At 65.2% G+C, this 19,122-nt stretch carries 19 protein-coding genes; 8 read left to right on the top strand and 11 right to left on the bottom strand.

All coding sequences use genetic code 11. From position 1 onward, the window contains the following. Positions 1-140: 140 nt before the first annotated feature. Entirely contained in the window at positions 141-1,070 is a 930-nt protein-coding gene (locus ACQY4G_RS00530; protein WP_421992268.1) for an SDR family NAD(P)-dependent oxidoreductase, read from the top strand. A gap of 61 nt (positions 1,071-1,131) precedes the next feature. Here the strand turns inward: ACQY4G_RS00530 and ACQY4G_RS00535 are convergent, their stop codons facing one another. From ACQY4G_RS00535 to ACQY4G_RS00550, 4 genes are read right to left on the bottom strand one after another with little or no spacing between them, the layout of a single operon-like run. Beyond that, the gene (locus ACQY4G_RS00535; protein WP_291180612.1) at positions 1,132-1,482 is read right to left on the bottom strand and encodes a DUF2794 domain-containing protein; all 351 of its coding nucleotides are present in this window, start codon (positions 1,480-1,482) and stop codon (positions 1,132-1,134) included. Next, positions 1,482-2,174, bottom strand: a complete 693-nt coding sequence (epsC, locus tag ACQY4G_RS00540; RefSeq protein ID WP_291169551.1) for a serine O-acetyltransferase EpsC — start codon at positions 2,172-2,174, stop codon at positions 1,482-1,484. The genes ACQY4G_RS00535 and epsC overlap by 1 nt, the downstream gene beginning before the upstream one ends. Positions 2,175-2,201: 27 nt before the next feature. Continuing rightward, positions 2,202-2,816: an HdaA/DnaA family protein gene (locus ACQY4G_RS00545; RefSeq protein WP_067694585.1), complete on the bottom strand. Its 615-nt coding sequence runs from the start codon at positions 2,814-2,816 to the stop codon at positions 2,202-2,204. A gap of 12 nt (positions 2,817-2,828) precedes the next feature. Then, positions 2,829-4,103 (bottom strand): heavy-metal-associated domain-containing protein, encoded by a 1,275-nt coding sequence (locus ACQY4G_RS00550; RefSeq protein WP_421992270.1) that lies wholly within the window; start codon positions 4,101-4,103, stop codon positions 2,829-2,831. A 69-nt stretch (positions 4,104-4,172) separates the two neighbouring features. Here ACQY4G_RS00550 and purM point away from each other — a divergent pair, with 69 nt between their 5' ends. From purM to ACQY4G_RS00565, 3 genes are read left to right on the top strand one after another with little or no spacing between them, the layout of a single operon-like run. Beyond that, positions 4,173-5,282: a phosphoribosylformylglycinamidine cyclo-ligase gene (gene purM / locus ACQY4G_RS00555; RefSeq protein WP_421992272.1), complete on the top strand. Its 1,110-nt coding sequence runs from the start codon at positions 4,173-4,175 to the stop codon at positions 5,280-5,282. Between the two features lie 55 nt (positions 5,283-5,337). Next, positions 5,338-6,252 carry a phosphoribosylglycinamide formyltransferase gene (gene purN, locus ACQY4G_RS00560; protein ID WP_421993528.1) on the top strand — a complete coding sequence of 305 codons (915 nt, stop codon included), beginning with the start codon at positions 5,338-5,340 and terminating at the stop codon, positions 6,250-6,252. Between the two features lie 5 nt (positions 6,253-6,257). Next, on the top strand, positions 6,258-7,454 hold the full coding sequence (locus tag ACQY4G_RS00565) for a sulfotransferase (RefSeq protein WP_421992274.1): 1,197 nt from the start codon (positions 6,258-6,260) through the stop codon (positions 7,452-7,454). 17 nt (positions 7,455-7,471) lie between these two features. On the opposite strand, the gene ACQY4G_RS00570 is transcribed toward ACQY4G_RS00565, so the two are convergent. From ACQY4G_RS00570 to ACQY4G_RS00595, 6 genes are all read right to left on the bottom strand, one after another. Continuing rightward, the gene (locus ACQY4G_RS00570; protein WP_421992276.1) at positions 7,472-7,885 is read right to left on the bottom strand and encodes a nuclear transport factor 2 family protein; all 414 of its coding nucleotides are present in this window, start codon (positions 7,883-7,885) and stop codon (positions 7,472-7,474) included. A 79-nt stretch (positions 7,886-7,964) separates the two neighbouring features. Beyond that, positions 7,965-8,387, bottom strand: a complete 423-nt coding sequence (gene ndk, locus ACQY4G_RS00575; protein WP_421992278.1) for a nucleoside-diphosphate kinase — start codon at positions 8,385-8,387, stop codon at positions 7,965-7,967. A gap of 80 nt (positions 8,388-8,467) precedes the next feature. Beyond that, the gene (locus ACQY4G_RS00580) at positions 8,468-8,998 is read right to left on the bottom strand and encodes a hypothetical protein (protein ID WP_421992280.1); all 531 of its coding nucleotides are present in this window, start codon (positions 8,996-8,998) and stop codon (positions 8,468-8,470) included. Positions 8,999-9,032: 34 nt separating this feature from the next. Beyond that, positions 9,033-9,479, bottom strand: a complete 447-nt coding sequence (locus ACQY4G_RS00585; RefSeq protein WP_421992282.1) for a DNA polymerase III subunit chi — start codon at positions 9,477-9,479, stop codon at positions 9,033-9,035. After that, positions 9,476-9,643 (bottom strand): DUF2256 domain-containing protein, encoded by a 168-nt coding sequence (locus tag ACQY4G_RS00590; RefSeq protein WP_421993530.1) that lies wholly within the window; start codon positions 9,641-9,643, stop codon positions 9,476-9,478. Before ACQY4G_RS00590 ends, ACQY4G_RS00585 begins: the two co-directional genes overlap by 4 nt. A 30-nt stretch (positions 9,644-9,673) precedes the next feature. Next, a complete protein-coding gene (locus tag ACQY4G_RS00595) occupies positions 9,674-11,134 on the bottom strand; it encodes a leucyl aminopeptidase (RefSeq protein ID WP_421992284.1) in 1,461 nt (486 codons plus the stop codon). 100 nt (positions 11,135-11,234) lie between these two features. Here ACQY4G_RS00595 and ACQY4G_RS00600 point away from each other — a divergent pair, with 100 nt between their 5' ends. The 4 genes from ACQY4G_RS00600 (at position 11,235) to rsmA (ending at position 16,945) form a co-directional block, all read left to right on the top strand. Further along, positions 11,235-13,631, top strand: a complete 2,397-nt coding sequence (locus ACQY4G_RS00600; RefSeq protein ID WP_421992286.1) for an LPS-assembly protein LptD — start codon at positions 11,235-11,237, stop codon at positions 13,629-13,631. A gap of 131 nt (positions 13,632-13,762) precedes the next feature. After that, positions 13,763-15,109: a peptidylprolyl isomerase gene (locus tag ACQY4G_RS00605; protein WP_425061693.1), complete on the top strand. Its 1,347-nt coding sequence runs from the start codon at positions 13,763-13,765 to the stop codon at positions 15,107-15,109. Between the two features lie 5 nt (positions 15,110-15,114). Further along, positions 15,115-16,119, top strand: coding sequence for a 4-hydroxythreonine-4-phosphate dehydrogenase PdxA (gene pdxA, locus ACQY4G_RS00610; protein WP_421992290.1), 1,005 nt, complete (start codon positions 15,115-15,117; stop codon positions 16,117-16,119). Beyond that, a complete protein-coding gene (gene rsmA, locus ACQY4G_RS00615; protein WP_421992292.1) occupies positions 16,112-16,945 on the top strand; it encodes a 16S rRNA (adenine(1518)-N(6)/adenine(1519)-N(6))-dimethyltransferase RsmA in 834 nt (277 codons plus the stop codon). The genes pdxA and rsmA overlap by 8 nt, the downstream gene beginning before the upstream one ends. On the opposite strand, the gene ACQY4G_RS00620 is transcribed toward rsmA, so the two are convergent. Continuing rightward, positions 16,926-19,028 carry a malate synthase G gene (locus tag ACQY4G_RS00620; RefSeq protein ID WP_421992294.1) on the bottom strand — a complete coding sequence of 701 codons (2,103 nt, stop codon included), beginning with the start codon at positions 19,026-19,028 and terminating at the stop codon, positions 16,926-16,928. The two genes, rsmA and ACQY4G_RS00620, sit on opposite strands and share 20 nt — an antisense overlap. Positions 19,029-19,122 lie beyond the last annotated feature (94 nt).

Below are 19,122 nucleotides of genomic sequence, written 5' to 3' on the forward strand. Positions count from 1 at the left end.
CCGCCTACGCGGGGACTCGGCACACCGCCCCGCCGCTACGGAATGGCGGCGCGCCGTACCGCCTGTTGCAAGTGCGAAGGGAACATGCCACCCCACGCGCCAATTGACCCTTACGTAAACGATAAAGCAGGAGCACCCCCATGAGCATCGATTTCAAGGACAAGGTAGCCATCGTTACCGGCGCGGGCGGCGGTCTGGGCCGCGAATACGCGCTTGAACTCGCCCGCCGCGGCGCGAAAGTCGTAGTCAACGACCTCGGCGGTGCGCGCGACGGCACCGGCCATTCGGACATGGCGCTGCAGGTGGTCGAGGAAATCGAGAAGGCTGGCGGCGAAGCGATGTCGAACGGCGGCTCGGTCACCGAATTCGAGCAGATGGAAAAGATGGTCGCCGACGCCAAGCAGAAGTGGGGCGGTGTGCATATCGTCATCAACAATGCTGGCGTGCTGCGCGACAAGACCTTCGCCAAGATGACGATGGACGATTTCGAGTTCGTCGTCGACGTGCACCTGAACGGGTCGGCCAACGTCAGCAAGGCCGCATGGGAAACCATGCGCGAGCAGGCCTATGGCCGCATCCTCATGACCGCATCGTCGACCGGCCTGTTCGGCAATTTCGGCCAGGCCAACTACGGCGCGGCCAAGCTCGGCCTCGCAGGCCTCACCAAGACGCTCCAGCTCGAAGGCGCGAAGTACAATATCAAGGTCAACACGATTTCGCCGGTCGCCGGCACGCGCATGACCGAAGACCTGTTCCCCGAAGAAGCCTTCAAGCTGTTCGACCCGGTCAACGTGGTCCCGGCCGCTCTCTTCCTCGTCAGCGAGGATGCGCCGACCAATGCCATCGTCGGCGCGGGCGCCGGCGGCTTCCATAGCGCCTGGACCGTCATGAACGACGCCGTCTGGCTCAAGGATGAGGACCGCACGGTCGAAGGCTTCGCCGCCAATTGGGACAAGATCAGCGAATTTTCGAACCTCAAGGCCCCGCAATCGGGCAGCGAGCAGTCGGGCGCGATCCTGACGGCGATGCAGAAGGTGACCGGAGGCGGCCCTTCGTCGGCACGCGGCTGATCCCGGCCCTGATTGCTGTAAGGGGGCTCGCACGGCGGTGCGGGCCCTTTTTGCATTCCCGCTACTCGTCGATCGCCTTGAGCAGGCGCCGCTCGACCGGGGCGATCACGCCGGGCAATTCATGCCCGCGCTTCAGGACCTGGCCGTGCTCGCCGAACAGCGTCCACATGCCCTGCTTGTTGCGCAGCGCAGGCCGTTTCTCGATCCGCGCCTGCGGGCGTTCGGCAGCGCGGCGGAAGGCGGCGAAAACGGCGACGTCGCGGGTAAAGTCCATCGCATAGTCGCGCCACTGTCCGGCGGCGACCATTCGCCCGTAAAGATCGAGGATACGGTTGAGTTCCTCACGGTCGAAGCCGACCTGCTGCGGCTGGCGACCCGGGAATGCGACGACCGTCTCGCCGAGAAAACTCATCAATCCTCGGTCCCGCTACGCCGCGCCGGTTCACGCTCGGCGCGCAGCGATTCGACCTCGGCGCGAAGCGACTTCAATTCGGCCTCGAGCTTCTCGATGCAATCGATGCGGTTGCCTTCGGCATCTTCGCAATTCGGCGTGCCATAAGGGATGAATTCCTTGATCCACTCCTCTGCAGGAACCAGCGTCGAGCGCGCCTTGAGGCCCACCATGGTAGCTCCCGCGGGCACATCGTCCATGACCACCGCATTGGCACCAACCCGGCCGCGTTCGCCCACAGTGATGGGGCCGATGATCTGCGCGCCGGAGCCGATGATGACATTGTCCTCCACCGTCGGATGGCGCTTGCCGCGCTTGCCATTGGTGGGATTGGTTCCGCCCAGCGTGACGCATTGATAAATGGTGACGTTGTCGCCGATTTCGGCGGTTTCGCCGATCACCGAAAAACCGTGGTCGATGAACAGGTTCTTGCCGATCTTCGCGCCGGGGTGGATGTCGATCGCGGTCAGCCAGCGGCTCCAGTGATTGACCAGCCGGGCCAGGAAAAACAGTTCGGCTTCGAACAGCCAGTGCGCAATGCGATGGTAGAAAACCGCCCAGACGCCGGGGTAGGTGAGCACCTCCCAACGGCTGCGGGGAGCCGGATCGCGTGCCTTGACGCTGTCGAGATAGGCGATAAGCCGTTCGAACATTGGCGCTATTCTCCCATTTGGAAGCGATTAAAGCAAGCGGCCCTGGTCTGGCCCCTCCACCGCCTCCAGCGCGTCCCGCCAGATAGATAGGGTTGCCGGAACCTGCCGTTCAAGACTGAGCCGGTCGATTGTGGAGACGATTTTCTCGATTGCGGCATAGCTGCGCTCCATTCTCGGGACGAGATAGGCGGGTGCGCCTTCGCCCAGTGCCAGGCCGCGCTGGGCGGCGTGCGACAGCATCAACTCGCTCGCCAATGCATCGTCGGGCGGGCCGATCTCGAGCTGCAGCGCGGCGCCCATGCGGCTGCGCAAATCGGGCAAGGTGATGTCCCAGCTGGCGCCGTCGACCACCAACAGCAGGGGGAAGCCGTCTTCCTGCGCACGGTTCCATCGGTGGAAGATTTCGGTCTCTTCCAGCGCCTCGACACCGTCGATCGTGCCCCCGGCATGCCTATTTGCAAACCATCGCGCAAACAGCGATTTGCCCGACCGCGCCGGACCGTGAAGGATCGCGGTGCGAAACGGCCAGGTCTCCGGGGTGGCAAGCGCTTCGGCAACCGCGCGGTTGCCCGATCCCACCACGATACTGGTCGGCTGCCTCGAACCGGCGGGAATCAGCGGGAGGGCGATCTGCGAGGTCATCGCGGGCGCGCCTCAGCGGCTGATGGCGAGCGCGTTGCTGCCCTGGGTCACGGTGAAGCCGCGTGCCCGCAGCGCCTCGGCAAGCTCTCCGATCGACCCCGAGTAACTTACCGTCATTACCGATGTCCCGCCGATAGCGGTGCTGCGGATGCCGGTGCTGCGGACACCGGGCGTGCCTCGAACCGCGCTCACCGCACCGTCGAAAGCGGCGGCGTCGGGCGTCGCGACCTGTACGGTATAGAGCGCAACCGATCCTTCGGGCGGCGGAGCAAGGACCGGTGCCGCCGTGATCGTATCGCCGCTTTCCGCCGTCGGCTCCGAAGCGGCCGCGGCCGCCGCCTGATCCTGTGCGCGCAGGGCGCGGCCCAGTTCGAGCAAGCGCTGGAGCGCCGGGTCGAGTTCGGGCGTGCCGATATTGAGCGTGGGATCGGGCCGCAGCTTGCCATCGGCCAGGGCCAGTTCGAAAATCCGGTCGAACCGGACAACCGCGCGCTCGAGCATGGCAGGCAGTTCCGCGGGCGTGGCGGCGGTCATTTCGAAACCGTCGAGATAGGTGTTGTCGGGTCCGTAGCGCGCGGTGAAAGTGCCCTCGACCGGACCGCCGGGATAGGTGTAGCGCAGGCTGGCGATCGGCACGATTACGTCGGCTGCACCGAACTGATCGAGCGCATTGCGCCACCAGGTGCGGCTGCGGCGGCCGGTCTGGCCATAGGTCAGCAGCAGCGAATCGCCGCCTGCGCCCGTTGGCCGAACGTAATCGATGCGGCTCTGCCCCGCCTGGTATTCGGCCCATGCGCGCTGCCACGGGTTGCGCTGCTCATAGACCATCTGCGTGCCTGCGGAGACGGTCACCGGCAACAGCAGCATGGGCGCCGAGCGCGTGGCTTCACCTTCCGAGCCGAGATAACGCGAGGCGCGCTGGCGGTCGAAGACCACGCCTAGAGTGGCGATATAGCGCTTGGGCCCGAGGCGTTCACGCTCGATCACGATGGCCGAAACCAGCCCCTCGATCTGCGAATCGCTCAGCTCCGGCCCGTCGAGCCGTTCCCAAGCGAGGCGCTGCGCTTCCTCCCACGCCTGTTCGCGCGCTTCTGCGCCCGTGTCCGCGCGCACGTCCACCTCGATGCCCGTGACCTGGATATCGCTGGTCGAGGCAACCGGAGCAATGCCGCGATCGCCGCCGACCTGCGCCCACACCGCCATTCCCAGCGCGCACAGCGCGGCGAGCGCCAGCAGCAGCAAGGCGGGACGGCGCAGGGCAGGTCGAAGGGAAAGGGCGTGGCTCATGGGGAAAACAGGGCGCCTTTTGCCGAAACGCAACTGGAAATCCAAGCGCGAATGCGTAAGGCGGTTGGGATGAATGACGAACCGCGCCAGAATACGCCTTCCTATACCTACGAACAGGCAGGCGTCTCGATCGAGGCAGGCAATGCGCTGGTCAAGGCGATCGGCCCGCTGGTGAAAGCGACGATGCGCCCGGGTGCGGATGGCGAGATCGGCGGTTTCGGCGGATTTTTCGACCCCAAGGCGGCGGGCTACAAGGATCCGCTGCTGGTTGCGGGCAATGACGGCGTGGGCACCAAGCTCAAGCTCGCCATCGACAGCGACAAGCACGATACGGTGGGTATCGACCTCGTCGCCATGTGCGTCAACGATCTGATCGTCCAGGGCGCCGAGCCGCTGTTCTTCCTCGATTATTTCGCAACCGGAAAGCTCGAGAACGGCGTTGCCAAACGCGTGATCGCAGGGATAGCCGAGGGCTGCAAGCAGGCCGGCTGCGCGCTGATCGGCGGTGAAACCGCGGAAATGCCCGGCATGTATGCCGAGGGCGATTACGATCTGGCCGGTTTCTGCGTCGGCGCGGTCGAGCGCGGCGAGCAATTGACTGGGGAACGCGTCGCGCCCGGCCATGTCCTGCTCGGCCTAGCGAGTTCGGGGGTGCATTCGAACGGCTATTCGCTGGTTCGCCGGTTGGCCGAGGACAAGCTCTGGAAGCTCGACCGCCCCGCCCTGTTCGACCGCGACCGCCTGCTGATCGACGCGCTGATCGAACCCACGCGGATTTACGTGAAGAGCCTGCTGCCGGTCGTGCGCGACGGGCTGGTCGACGCGCTTGCACACATCACCGGCGGCGGCCTGCTCGAGAACATCCCGCGCGTGCTGCCCGCAGGCGCGCATGCCGAAGTCGATGCAGATGGCTGGGAACAGCCCGGGCTGATGGCCTTCCTGCAGGCGCAGGGCAATATCGAACCGGGCGAAATGGCGCGAACCTTCAATTGCGGGGCGGGCATGGTGCTGGCGGTCGAACCCGCCAATGCCGAGATCGTGCGCAGCCGTCTGGAAGACGCTGGCGAGACGGTGCTGGCGGTCGGCCGGATCGTCGAGGGCGACAAGGGCTGCACCGTTCAGGGATCGGCGGGCACCTGGGCCGCGCGCGAGGACTGGACGGCGAGGCACCTTGCCTGACCGCGCGCCCGACAAGGCGAAAGTCGCAGTGTTCGTGTCCGGCAAGGGCACCAATATGGCCGCACTGCTCTATGCCAGCCGTCTGCCCGGCGCCGCCTACGAAATCGTGCTGGTCGCGGCGAACGATCCGCAGGCGGAAGCGCTCACGCTGGCACAGGCTGAGGGCGTTGCGACCTTTGCCCTCGCGCACAAGGGCATGGCGCGCGCCGATCACGATGCAGCGATGGAACGGGCCGCGCTCGACGCGGGCGCGCAGTACATCGCGCTGGCCGGCTACATGCGCATTCTCACGCCCGAATTCGTCCGGCGCTGGGAGGGAAGGATGCTCAATATCCACCCCTCGCTGCTGCCGAAGTATCCCGGTCTCGACACACATGCGCGCGCGATCGAGGCGGGCGACAAACACGCCGGCGCGACGGTGCACCTGGTTACCGAGGAGCTCGATTCGGGCGAGGCGCTGGGGTGTGCCCACGTCGCGATCTGGCCCGGCGACACGCCCGAAAAGCTCGCCAATCGCGTCCGCGTGGCCGAACATCAGCTCTACCCGCGGGTGCTCTCGGACTATGTTGCGCGCGGGAGCGATCCCGAGTGGCTGCTGGCACGAGTGCGCGAGCATGCGCTGGCGCTGCCACGGACCCACGAGCGCGACAGCCACGGCGCGCCGGGGTTTCGCGTCGGAACGCCCAAGTCGGGCAAGTTCTTCGCCTATTTCTCCGACCGGCACCACGGGGTCGAGCACATCTCGCTGCTGGTGAAATGCGCGAGCCAGGACGAGCTCGAAAACCTCGTCGAGGCGCAGCCGCATGCCTATCAGAAGCCCGCCTATTACGGCGCGAGCGGTTGGATCGGCGTGATCCTCAATCGTCCGGGTGTCGATTGGGGCGATGTTGCAAACTGGCTGCAGCGCAGCTGGCGGCTGGTCGCTCCCAAGAGCGCGACCAAGCTGCTCGACGCAGCGGACGAGTTCTAGCGCGGATGGCCGTGCCCCCGCGCCCGCACCCGCTGGCCCGCGCCAAGACCGCCGCCTGGGCCGATCGCGCGGTTCAGGCCCTGTGGGATCGCGGCGTCACGCCTAAACCGCCACTCGAGCCCGAGTTTCTCTGGCAAGTGGGCAGCCGCGGGTTCGAGCCCGACGACGAGCGCTCGATCCGGACACAATCCGAGGTGGACGATTTTCGCGCGCGGCTGGACCGGCTGTGCGCCAGCCTGCGCGATGAAGCACAGCTCAATGCGCTCGGCCACACCATGGCCTATGGCCAACTGACCTCGGCGATCCGCAAACGCCATGCGCTGGGGCGTGCCTGGCGCGAGGATCCGGCGCTGGCCCACGCCGATATCGCACATCCGATCATCGTGGTCGGCCAGATGCGTGCCGGAACGACCCGGATGCACCGCCTGCTAGCCGCCGATCCGCGGCATACCGGCACGCGCTTTTGCAACAGCCACGATCCCGTACCTGCCGCACCCGACTGGCGACCGCTCAAGGCAGGCGCGGCGCTGGCCATCGCGCGACGGATCAATCCCTGGCTCGATGCGCTTCATCCGTTCGGTGCGACGCGGATCGACGAGGAGATCGGCTGGCTGTCGGGCGCACTGTCTCCCGCGACCTTCGAGGCCCAGTGGCAAGTGCCCGGTTTCGTTGCCTGGAGCGAGGCGCGCGATGCCGCGCCGGTCTATGCCGAATTCGCGCGAGTCCTGCGCACCGATGCGGCGACGATGGGCGATGCCGACCGGCCCCGCGTGCTCAAATGCCCGCAATTTTCCGAAGACCTGCCCGCCCTGCTCCGGCAATTCCCCGAAGCGCGCCTGGTCGTGACGCTCAGGGATCATGCGGATGTGCTGTCGAGTTCGGTATCGCTCGTTTCGAGCCAGATGGCCTTCCAGAGCGACCATTCCGAGCTGCCCAGGATCGAGGCCGAGTGGCGCCGCAAGCTGGCCATGCGCGATTCGCGGATCGATGCGGCGCTCGCGGACTTTGCCGGCTCCGTCGCCTATGTCGATTTCGATGCGCTTGGCCGAAATTGGGAGGCAGAGATCGCCCGCACCTATGCCGCGCTGGGGCTTGAACTGACCGATCACGCGCTTACTGCCATGCGCACCGAACAGAACTCAGCCGACGCGGGCGCGCACCATCATCATCGCGCACAGCTTGCCGGTTTCGGTTTGGGATAGCCGCCCAAAGACATGCGCTATGCCGGGCCGAGCCCCGCGAATTTCGGCAGGGTCACGGCATAGCCGGCGCGGGTAACGTGGATCGAAGAAATCTTCCGCTCCTCGAATTCAACCCGCCACAGGGTCTCGCCGGCCAGTTCGGCCATCCGGCTTTCGAGATAGCCGCGCACCAGCACCGATTCGTCATGCGCATCGATCGTCAGGATGCGCACCTGCGCATTGGCGTTGGCGTCACGAAAGGCGCTGTCGCTGGCGAGTACCTCGTCGCGCCCCTTCACGCTCGTGCCGCCCGCGTCGACGAAGGTGAAATCCCGTGCCATCATCGGCCGAGCATCGGCGTGGTTGCGCGCATTCATCGCATCGACGAATGCGCGTGTCGCCGCAATTCTCTCACGCTTGCGGCGCCGGCCGGGAAGGAGGCTGGTCAGCACAACGGGGACGATCCTAGCGCAGATCACCCCCGTTGGAAATAATCATTGTCGTCCCTGGACTTGCAGGGGATCCAATAATTTAGCCGACGATTTCGTCTTCGTCGAAGAAGAAATCGATTTCGATCTTGGCGTTTTCGTCGCTGTCCGAACCGTGGACCGAATTGGCTTCGATCGATTCGGCATAGGTCTTGCGGATGGTGCCCTCATCCGCATCGGCCGGATTGGTGGCGCCCATCGCGTCGCGGTTACGCTTCACGGCGTCTTCGCCTTCCAGCACCTGCACCACGACCGGGCCGGAGATCATGAAGTCGACCAATTCGCCGAAGAAGGGGCGTTCCTTGTGAACCGCGTAGAAGCCTTCGGCCTGCTCGCGGGTCATCTGGATGCGCTTCGACGCGACGACGCGCAGACCGGCGTCTTCCAGCATCTTGGTGACCGCACCGGTCAGGTTGCGGCGAGTGGCATCGGGCTTGATGATCGAAAAGGTGCGGGTAACCGCCATGGTGAATTCCTTGCGTGGGTTATGCGGGGGAGAGATTTCTCGCGCGCGCCCCTAGCGCCGCGCGCGCGCGCGGGCAAGATTCATTCGAGACCGCGCCCAATGGAAAGCTGGGCCTCGGTCAGGTCGTCCTCGCGCGTGGCTGTAAAGGAGAAGCTGGTGCCGTCGGGGGCCTCGCCACCGATCATCTGCGTTGCGCCGGTTTCCAGCGCCATGGCGACGTCGATCCCGGCAGCCTCCGCCTGCGCGCGGTAATGCGCGATCATGGTTTCCGGCTCAGCCTCGCTCTCGAGTGCAAGCAGAACCAAGAGGCCATCGGCCTGTTCGACTCGGGTGTTGTTGGTCACCTTCGCGCCGGGAAAGACAGTGAAACCGGCCGGGAGCGCCACCGGGACATTCTCGCCCGAGCGCATGGTCGTGGTCGTGCCATCATCGGCGGTATAGCGAGCGCGCGTTTCGCCCGTCGCCCGGTCGATATCGTAGGTTCCGCGCGGTTCGATCTCGTTGTCTGGCGCGTCGGCGCTGTCATCCGCACCGCCGGCACTGCAAGCCGCGATGGCGAGCGAGGCGCCGACAAGAGCGGCAAGGCGGGCGGCGGATGAAGGGCGGGCCATAACCACTCGACCCACAAAGCCTGCAGTGGTTCCGTCAGGCTCCTTCGCGCCAGGCGCCGTTCTCGTCCTGCTTGTTGATCCGATTGTCGACTGTTTCGTCCTTCGCGAAGCGTCGCCATAGCTCGGCTGCGGCATCGCGCTGCGTTGCATCGAATAGCAACAGCACACGGTCGAAACCGAGCGCCTCCTCGCGCCACCGGCCATCGGCGATCAACGCCATGCGTGCGTCGTTGGGCGCAGCGCAGCCTTCGGATAACAGGATCGGCTGACGGGTCTCGTGTGCACCGCCCGCCATTCCATTGGCGAGGAAGGCCGCCCCGCCCTGTTCCCAAAGCGCTTTGGATAGATGCGAGCGCTGCGCCTCGTCGGCGCTCACCACCAACAGACGCTCGCCCGCCTGCAACACCTTGCGCGCGAGCTTGGCAACGGTGACGTCCACCGGATCGCGGCTGAGCTGGTAGAAATCGACCCGGGTGGTCATATGTGTTGTCCTACCGCTTCGCTACTTGAGGACGGCTTGTTCCGGCGGCATCGTTCCGAGCAGTATTTCACCTCGTCCCAGTCGCGCTCCCACTTCTTTCGCCAGGCGAATTCGAGACCGCAGGTCAGGCAGATCTTGGTGGGCAGATCGCTCTTGCGCCGCATCTTGCCCGTACCCTTGGCCACCGCGCCGCGTCAGCTTTCCAGCGTGTTGCGTACGAAGCGGTCCAGGAGCCGCACGCCATAACCCGTGGCGCCCTTGCCCCATGTGCGGCCCGGCTTGTCCGACCACACCATGCCCGCCACATCCACATGCGCCCAGGGCGTGCCGTTGGCGATAAAGCGCTGCAGAAACTGCGCGGCGGTGATCGACCCGGCCGCCTTGCCGCCGATGTTCTTCATGTCCGCGATCGGCGAATTGATCAGTTTGTCGTAGGCAGGACCGATCGGCATGCGCCAGTTGCGATCGCCGGTAGCCTCGCCAGCCTCGTGCAGATCCTTGGCAAGCTGGTCGTCATTGGCGAAAACGCCGGCGAATTCGTGGCCCAGCGCAACGATCATGGCGCCGGTCAGGGTAGCGAAGTCGAGGATCCGCGCCGGCTGGAATTCCTCCTGCGTCCAATGCAGCGCATCGGCCAGCACCAGACGGCCCTCGGCATCGGTGTTGAGCACTTCGATGGTCTGCCCGCTCATCGAGGTGACCACATCACCCGGACGCTGAGCCTTGCCGTCGGGCATATTCTCGACGAGGCCCATCACGCCGACGAGATTGGCCTTCGCCTTGCGCGAGACCAGGGCGAGCATGGCTCCGGCAACCGCACCGGCGCCGCCCATGTCCCACTTCATGTCTTCCATGCCCGGCCCCGGCTTGATCGAGATCCCGCCCGTATCGAAGGTGACGCCCTTGCCAACGAAGGCGGTTGGCGCCTCGCCCGAACTGCCGCCATTCCAACGAATGGCCAGGATACGCGATTCGCGTTCTGAACCGAGGCCGACGCCGAGCAACGAGCCCATGCCGAGCTTTTCCATCTCTGCTTCGTCGAGCACGATCAGTTCGGCACCCGTTCCTTCGAAGCGCTGCTGGCAGCGGGCGACGAAGCTTTCGGGATAAAGGATGTTGGCCGGCTCGGTGATCAGTTCGCGGGTGAATTCTACGCCGGTCGCGACATGCGCCATGTCGCCCCACGCCGCCTCGGTACCTTCGGGCGCGCCGACCACGGTGGCGCTTTCCAGCGTCACCTTCTGCTCGTCCTTCATTCTCGTGCGATAGATATCGTAGCGCCAGTTGCGCAGCCGCACGCCAAGCAGAACGCTGGCTGCCTCTTCGGACGAGAGGCCACTGTCCGAAAGGTCGAGTTCAAGTTGCTTCACGCCGCTTGTCTGGTACTTCGCCGCCAGCGCAGCACCCGCCTTTTCGCAATTGGCCAACCGTGCTTCGTCATTCTTGTCGCCGACACCGACGATAGCGAGGCGCAGAACCTGTCCCTCACGCTCGACGAAACCTTCGAAGACCTGACCGGCATTGCCCTTGAACCGCGCCGATTCCATGCCTTCGGTCATCGCCTTGTCGAGCCCCGCGGGAACCTTGCCCTTGTCGGTGACTTGCGCAACAAGGCGCGCAACCTGCGGGCGGGACTGGCTGAACTGAATCTTCATGGGATCTCCGGAAACATTTGTCGGACGGGGCGGCGCAGGCAAAGCGCGCCCTGCAAGGATGGCGATTGCGATTAGGCGTGGCCGGTGCGATAGGCAAGCCATGCTCCCGCCTGTCGAGACAGCCCTGCACGCCGGCCGGGAGGCCATTCGTCCCGTAATCCTGACCGCGACCACTCTGGCGCTGGTCACCGCTGCGCCGCTTGCCGCGCAAGCAGCCGCAGACGACGTCGGCACCGTGATCGATCCGCAGGGCGAGCCAGGCGATCCTCAGCCCGACAAGCCGACCGTCGACAATGCCGCCGATGTCGACGAACTGCTCGCGGTTCCCGATCCCAACACGAACCTCGATACCCCGCCACCGCCGACAGGCGACGACGAAATCGATGCCGAGGGAAACCGCGAAATTGCCTTCGAGGCCGACATCCTCGAATACAGTTCGGACAACGACATGGTCACCGCCAGCGGCAATGTCGTGTTGCGCAGTGGCGATCGCAGTCTGCGCGCCGATTCGGTCAGTTGGAGTCAGCGTACCGGCGAGATCGTCGCATCGGGTCGCGTCCGCTTCGTCGACGAAAACGGCAACCAGCTCTTTTCCGAACGGATCGAGCTGACCGACGAGTTCGAAGCGGGCGCAATGGACAACCTCCTGCTTGCGCTGCGCCAGGGCGGCAGGCTTGCCGCAAATCGCGGGATTCGCGAAAGCGACGGGACGGTCGCGCTTGAGAAGGCCGCCTATAGCGGGTGTTCGGTGGTCGATCCCGAAGGGTGCCCCCGGGACCCGAGCTGGCGGATCACCGCCGAACGCGTAATCTACAGCCCCGACGAACGGCGGATCAGATTCTCGGGCGCCTTCCTGGAGATTTTCGGTGCGCGCGTCCTGCCTCTCCCGGGACTGACCGTCCGCACCGATGGGGGCGCGGTCTCCGGTTTCCTCGTTCCTGATCTTCGCGTCTCGGAGAGTAATGGTGTGGAGGTATCGGGCAGCTATTACATCCGCTTTGCCGACAACCGCGACCTGACGGTTACCACCCACGTCTATACCGATGCGGCACCCATGGTGGCCGCGCAGTGGCGTCACCTGACAGAGCGGGGCGCCTACCAGATCACCGGTTTTGCAACGCACAGCCAGCGCATTTCCAGCCTGACGGGCGTGTCGACCAGCGAAGAGGAATTTCGCGGCTACCTATTCGCCAACGGCAAGTTCCAGCTGACGCCCGACTGGAGCCTGACCGGGTCGATCCGCCGCGCAACCGATCGCACATTCCTGCGCCGCTACGATATCAGCCGCGACGACCGTCTGCGCTCCACGCTCGAGCTCGAGCGGATCGGCAGCAACACCTATTTCTCGCTCGCCGGCTGGGCCACGCAGACGCTGCGCCTCAATCAGCCGCAGGGAGAAGTGCCGATCGCGCTGCCGGTGCTCGACGTCCGCTGGCGACCCGACACGCCGATACTCGGAGGCCAGATCGAGCTGCAGGCCAATACGCTGGCCATCCATCGCGACGTCGGACAGGATACGCAGCGCGCCTTCGCCCGCGCGCAGTGGGACCTGCGCCGCGTGACCGGTCTCGGACAGGTTGTCACGTTCACGGGGATGCTGCGCGGCGACGTCTATCATTCAGACGAGAACTTCCTCACCGCCACTGCCAGCTATCGCGGCAATCCCGGCTGGGAATTCCGCGGCGTGGCACTGGGTGCGGTGGACGTTCTATGGCCCTTCGTCGGGACGGCATTCGGCGGCACGCAGGTCTTCACCCCCCGCGTGCAGTTCGTGGCCACACCACCGATCAGGAACCTTGCCATTCCCAACGAGGATGCGCGCGCGATCGACCTGGAGGATTCCAACCTCTTCGCGCTCAACCGCTTTCCCGGCTACGACCGTGTCGAAGACGGCGCGCGGGTAACCTATGGCTTCGACTGGGCGCTGCGCATCCCGAATTGGGAGCTCAAGACCAATATCGGCCAGTCCTACCGGCTCGACAGCGACCGCGACATCCTGCCCGTCGGGACCGGCCTGTCCGAACGCTTCTCGGATTTCGTCGGGCGAACCGAAGTCCGCTACAAAGACTTCCTGCGCTTCACGCACCGCTTCCGGCTCGACAAGGACAATCTGGCGATCCGTCGGAACGAAATCGATGCGACAGTGGGCTCGCGCAGGACCTATGCCGAGCTGGGTTATGTCCGCCTCAACCGAGATATCACCCAGGTCGAGGATTTGCAGGACCGCGAGGAATTGCGCGGCGCCATTCGTGTCGCTTTCGCCAATTACTGGTCGCTGTTCGGATCGGGGGTGTTCAACCTTACCGACCGTGAGGAGGATCCGACGTTCTCCTCCGATGGGTTCGATCCGATCCGCACCCGGCTCGGTGTGGCCTATCAGGACGATTGTCTCGAACTGGGCGTTACTTGGCGGCGCGATTACATCACCTCCGGCGACGCCGAACGCGGCGACACCTTCCAGGTCTATTTCAGCCTGAGAAATCTGGGTTTCCGCTAGGCCGCGCTTATTGGCACCTTGGGCCAAACACGCTATCCGGCCCGCGATTATCAGCTTCGGTTAAGCCGCGACACCGCAAAGCGGGCGGCATATTCGGGCATCCCGGCGATGCCGCAAGACAGGTTCGACACGTGACTGCAAAGATGTTTTCCCGACTGCTTTCCCTTGCCGCTGCGACCGGACTCGCCGCTGCACCCATTGCCGGGCAGGCGCAGCAGGCCACTGCGCAGGGCAATCTGCTCGGCCTGCCGAGCGACCTGAGCATGTTGCGCGATACCGATCCCAACCGCCGCGTAGCGACGGCCGTGGTCAATGGCTTCGTGATTACCGAAACCGACGTGGATCATCGCGTCGCCCTCCTGCTCGCGGCCAACCAGCGTCCCGTCAGCGAGGAAGAGATGATCCGCGTCCGGATGCAGGTGCTGCGCAACCTCATCGATGAAACGCTGCAGATTCAGGCCGCCGAGGCGCAGGAGCTCGAAGTCGCGCAGGCCGAGATCGACCAGACCTATGCCGGCGTGGCCGCTCAGAATTTCGAACAGCGCCCCGAAGCGATGGACGAATATCTGCGCTCGATCGGGTCTTCGCCCGCAACGCTCAAGCGCCAGATCAAAGGCGAGCTTGCCTGGAACAGGCTGCTACGCCGCAATATCGCACCCTTCGTCAACGTCTCTGCCGAGGAAGTGAACGAGCTCATCGAACGACTCGAGGCTTCGCGCGGGACCGAAGAATACCGCCTCGGCGAAATCTACTTGTCGGCCACGCCCGAAACCGAAGCCGCGGTCGAGGCCAATGCCAACCAGATCGTCGAGCAGCTTCGTCAGGGCGGCAGCTTCGTCGCCTATGCGCGCCAGTTTTCGGAAGCATCGACGGCCGCGGTGGGCGGCGATCTGGGCTGGATCCAGCTCGCGCAGCTCAAGAACGCGCAACTCGAAGCGGTCGCAAGCGAGATGAGCCCCGGCCAGCTGGTCGGCCCGATCCGCATCCCGGGCGGTTTTTCGATCCTCTATCTGATCGACAAGCGTCAGGTGCTGATGGCCGATCCGCGCGATGCGCTGCTGAGCCTGAAGCAGATCCAGATCACATTCGATCCCGGCACCACGCCGGAAGCGGCGCAGCAGCGCGTGGCTGCCTTCACCGAGGGCGTGCGCGCCATTCGCGGCTGCGGCGATGCCGACAATGCAGCGGCAGCGCTGGGGGCGACCGTGGTCACCAACGACCAGATTCGCGTGCGTTCGCTACCCGACCAGCTGCAGAACATCATCCTGCAGTTGCAGGTCGGCCAGTCGACGCCCCCCTTCGGCTCGTTCGAAGAGGGCGTGCGGGTGCTGATGCTGTGCGGACGCGACGATCCGCAAGTCGCCGCAGGTCCCGATTTCGACCAGCTGATGGGTCAGCTCGAAGATGAACGCGTCCAGAAGCGCGCGCAGCGCTATCTGCGCGACCTGCGCAACGACGCCTTCATCGAATACAACTGAGCCGGATGATCGCCCCCCTCGCCGTCTCGCTTGGCGATCCGGCGGGAATCGGGCCCGAAATCATCGCCGAAGGCTGGGCGCGCCGCCGCGAAAACGGGATTGCGTCCTTCTTCGTAGTCGGCGGCGCGGATGCCCTCGCCCGTGCGGCACGATCGCGCGGGCTCGATATCGCGATCGAACGGATAACGGATTCTTCTAAGGCCGCACCAGTCTTCGAGCGTGCACTGCCGGTACTTGGCCACGAGGACTGTGAAGCGATTTTGGGCACGCCGGACGATCACGGCGCTGCGCTGGCTTTGCATTCCCTGGCCGAAGCGACCCGCCATGCGCTGCTGGGATCGGCCGCCGCAGTCGTGACCGCACCCATCGCCAAAGCGCAGCTCGCGCGGGTGGGCTTCGAACATCCCGGCCAAACGGAATTTCTCGCCGATGTCTGCGGGCTGGAGCGCGAAGACGCGGTCATGATGCTTGCCGGGCCCAGCCTGCGCGCCGTGCCGCTTACCGTGCATTGCGCGCTGGCCGACGTCCCGACGCGGCTCTCGCAAGATCTGATCGAGCGTCGCGCGCGCATCGTCGCGCGGGCGCTCGCCCGCGATTTCGGCATCGCCGCGCCTCGTCTGGCGGTGTGCGGGCTCAATCCGCATGCCGGCGAAGGCGGCCGTTTCGGCGATGAAGAAGCGCGGATCATCGAACCCGCAATCGAGACCTTGCGCGGCGAGGGCCTGAGCATCACCGGCCCCCATCCCGCCGATGCGCTGTTCACACCGCGGGCGCGGACCACCTATGATGCAGCGCTGGCGATGTATCACGATCAGGCGCTGGTGCCGCTCAAAGCGCTCGACTTCGACGAGGGTGTGAACGTCACGCTTGGCCTGCCCATCGTGCGCACCAGTCCCGACCACGGCACCGCTTTCGATATCGCGGGCAAGGCCTTGGCCGATCCGGGCGCAATGATCGCGGCCCTCAAGATGGCTGGCGAGATGGCGAAGCGGCGGGCCGCGCATGGCTGATTTGCCTCCGCTGCGCGAGGTCATCGCGCGCCACGGACTAAGTGCATCGAAAGCCCTGGGCCAGAATTTCCTTTTCGACGAACAGCTTCTCGAGCGGATCGCCGCGATCCCCGGAGACCTTGCGGGCAGGCAGGTGCTCGAGGTCGGTCCGGGCCCCGGCGGCCTGACCCGCGCGCTGCTGCGCGCCGGCGCGCGGGTGACGGCGATCGAGATGGACAAGCGCTGCCTGCCGGCACTGGCAGAGCTCGGCGAAGCTTTCCCCGGGCAGCTTCGGGTCGTCGAAGGCGATGCGCTCAAGCTCGACCATGCCCGGCTGATGGGGGGCGAGCCCTTCGCGGTCCTGTCCAACCTGCCCTATAATGTCGGGACGGCCCTGTTCGTGCGCTGGCTCGGCGGTGAGAGCTGGCCGCCGCTCTGGACCAGCCTGACGCTGATGTTCCAGCAGGAAGTCGCGCAGCGCATCGTCGCGCAACCGGGCACCTCGGCCTATGGCAGGCTCGCGGTTCTCGCCAAATGGCGCGCGCAGGCGAAGCTGGCGATGAAAGTCCACCGCAGCGCCTTCACCCCGCCGCCCAAGGTGATGAGCGCCATCGTCCATGTCGAGCCGGGCGCGATGCCGGCAGGCGTCAGCGCCCGCATGCTCGAACGCCTCACCGAGGCGGCTTTCGGCCAGCGCCGCAAGATGCTCCGCCAGAGCCTGAAGGGCGTGCCCGGCGCGGTCGATGCTCTCGCCGCGCTCGATATAGATCCCCAGCGGCGGGCGGAAACCGTGACGGTGACCGAATTCGCGAATCTCGCGCGAGTGCTTACCCGGCCTTCCTCCTGAGCCGCCAGGCATGCAGCAGCGGTTCGGTGTAGCCGCTGGGCTGCTCCACTCCCTTGAAGATGAGGTCCTTCGCTGCGCTGAAGGCGGCGCCGTCTTCATTCTGCAGCAGCGGCTCGTAGGATGGGTCGCCCGCATTCTGCTCGTCCACCTTGGCGGCCATGCGGCGCAGACTGTCCATCACCTGCTCTTCCGAGATCACACCGTGCAGCAGCCAATTGGCGATGTGCTGGCTGGAAATGCGCAGAGTCGCGCGGTCTTCCATCAGGCCGACGTCGTTGATGTCGGGTACCTTGGAACAGCCCACACCCTGGTCGATCCAGCGCACGACATAGCCGAGCAGGCCCTGGCAGTTGTTGTCCAATTCTTCGCGGATCTCGTCTTCCGACCAGTTCACACCGTCGGCGAGAGGGATCGTGAGCAGTTTGTCCAGGCCCGCCGCATCGGGCAGGCCCTTCTGGATCTCGAACACGTCTTCGCGGTGGTAATGGATCGCGTGCAGCGTCGCGGCGGTCGGGCTCGGCACCCAGGCCGTGTTGGCGCCCGCGCGCAGATGACCGATCTTCTCGATCATCATCTGGCCCATGAGATCGGGTGCGGCCCACATGCCCTTGCCGATCTGCGCGCGGCCCGAAAGGCCATGTGCAAGGCCGATACCGACATTGCGGGCCTCGTAGGCCTTGAGCCAGGCGGAGTTCTTCATCTCGCCCTTGCGCATCATCGGACCCGCTCGCATCGAGGTGTGGATCTCGTCGCCCGTGCGGTCGAGGAAGCCGGTGTTGATGAAGACGATCCGGTCCTTCACCGCGTGGATACATGCAGCAAGGTTGGCCGAAGTGCGGCGCTCCTCGTCCATCACGCCGACCTTGATCGTGTGGCGCGGCAACCCCAGCAAATCCTCGACTGCGTCGAACAGGTCGTTGGTGAAAGTGCATTCTTCGGGCCCGTGCATCTTGGGCTTCACGATGTAGATGCTGGCCTTCCGGCTGTTGCCATACCGGCCCAGCCCCGCCACGTCCTGCGCGCCGATGGCCGACGTCACCACGGCGTCGAGAATTCCCTCGGGAATTTCCTCGCCGTCCCAGCGCATCGCCGGATTGGTCATCAGATGCCCGACATTGCGCACGAACATCAGGCTGCGGCCGGGCAGCGTGTGCTCGGTACCGTCGGCATCGGCGAAGGTCTTGTCGCCCGCAAGTTTTCGGGTGAGCGTCTTGCCGCCCTTCTCGAAACTCTCTTCGAGGTCGCCGCGGATCACGCCGAGCCAGTTGGCGTAGGCGAGCAATTTGTCCTCGGCATCCACCGCCGCGACCGAATCCTCGCAATCGGCAATGGTGGTCAGCGCGGATTCGAGGATGATGTCGGCGATGTTCGCGGGATCGGTTTTGCCCACCGGATGCTCTGGATCGAAGACCACTTCGATGTGCAGGCCGTTGTGCTTGAAGAAGCACGAGCCCTCGTTCCAGCCTACGCATTGCGCCGGATCGGCGAGCGGGATGCCGTTTTCCTTTACATCCGTGAGGTCGGCCCAATTCTTTCCATCCGACAGAGGAACGGCCTCGTCCATGAACCGCTTTGCCTCCGCGACCACGGCTGCGCCGCGTTCCTCGTCATAGCCTCCGGGCCGTGCCGGCGGCGCATCGAGCGCGTCGGTTCCATAGAGCGCGTCGTAAAGGCTGCCCCAGCGCGCATTGGCGGCGTTGAGCAGGAAACGCGCATTAAGGATCGGAACCACCAGCTGCGGCCCGGCCATGGTGGCAATCTCGGGATCGACGTTCTCGGTGCCGATGGTGAAGTCGCCGGGTTCGGGTACGAGGTAACCGATCTCGCACAGGAAGGCCTGATATTCGCCCTGGTCGATCGCCCGTCCCGCGCGCTCGCTATGCCACGCGTCGATCTTCGCCTGCAGCTCCTCGCGCTTTGCGAGCAGCGCAGCGTTGCGCGGCGCGAACTCGCCCAGCAGCGTCGCGAGACCCTGCCAGAATTCATCGACATCACGGCCCAACGGACCAAGCACTTCGCTTTCGATGAAGGCGGCAAGCTTGGGGTCTGCTTCGATCCCGGCGCGCGTCACATATTGGGTCATGGAACTCCTCGGATTGTGCAATCGTGGCAATGTCGAACCCGGGGAGGAGCGGCACGGTCTATGCCGTCAGCGGTTGATCAATGCAAGGCGCGGG

Origin of the sequence: Qipengyuania sp., assembly GCF_965277845.1 — a bacterium.
Classification (GTDB): Bacteria; Pseudomonadota; Alphaproteobacteria; order Sphingomonadales; family Sphingomonadaceae; genus Qipengyuania.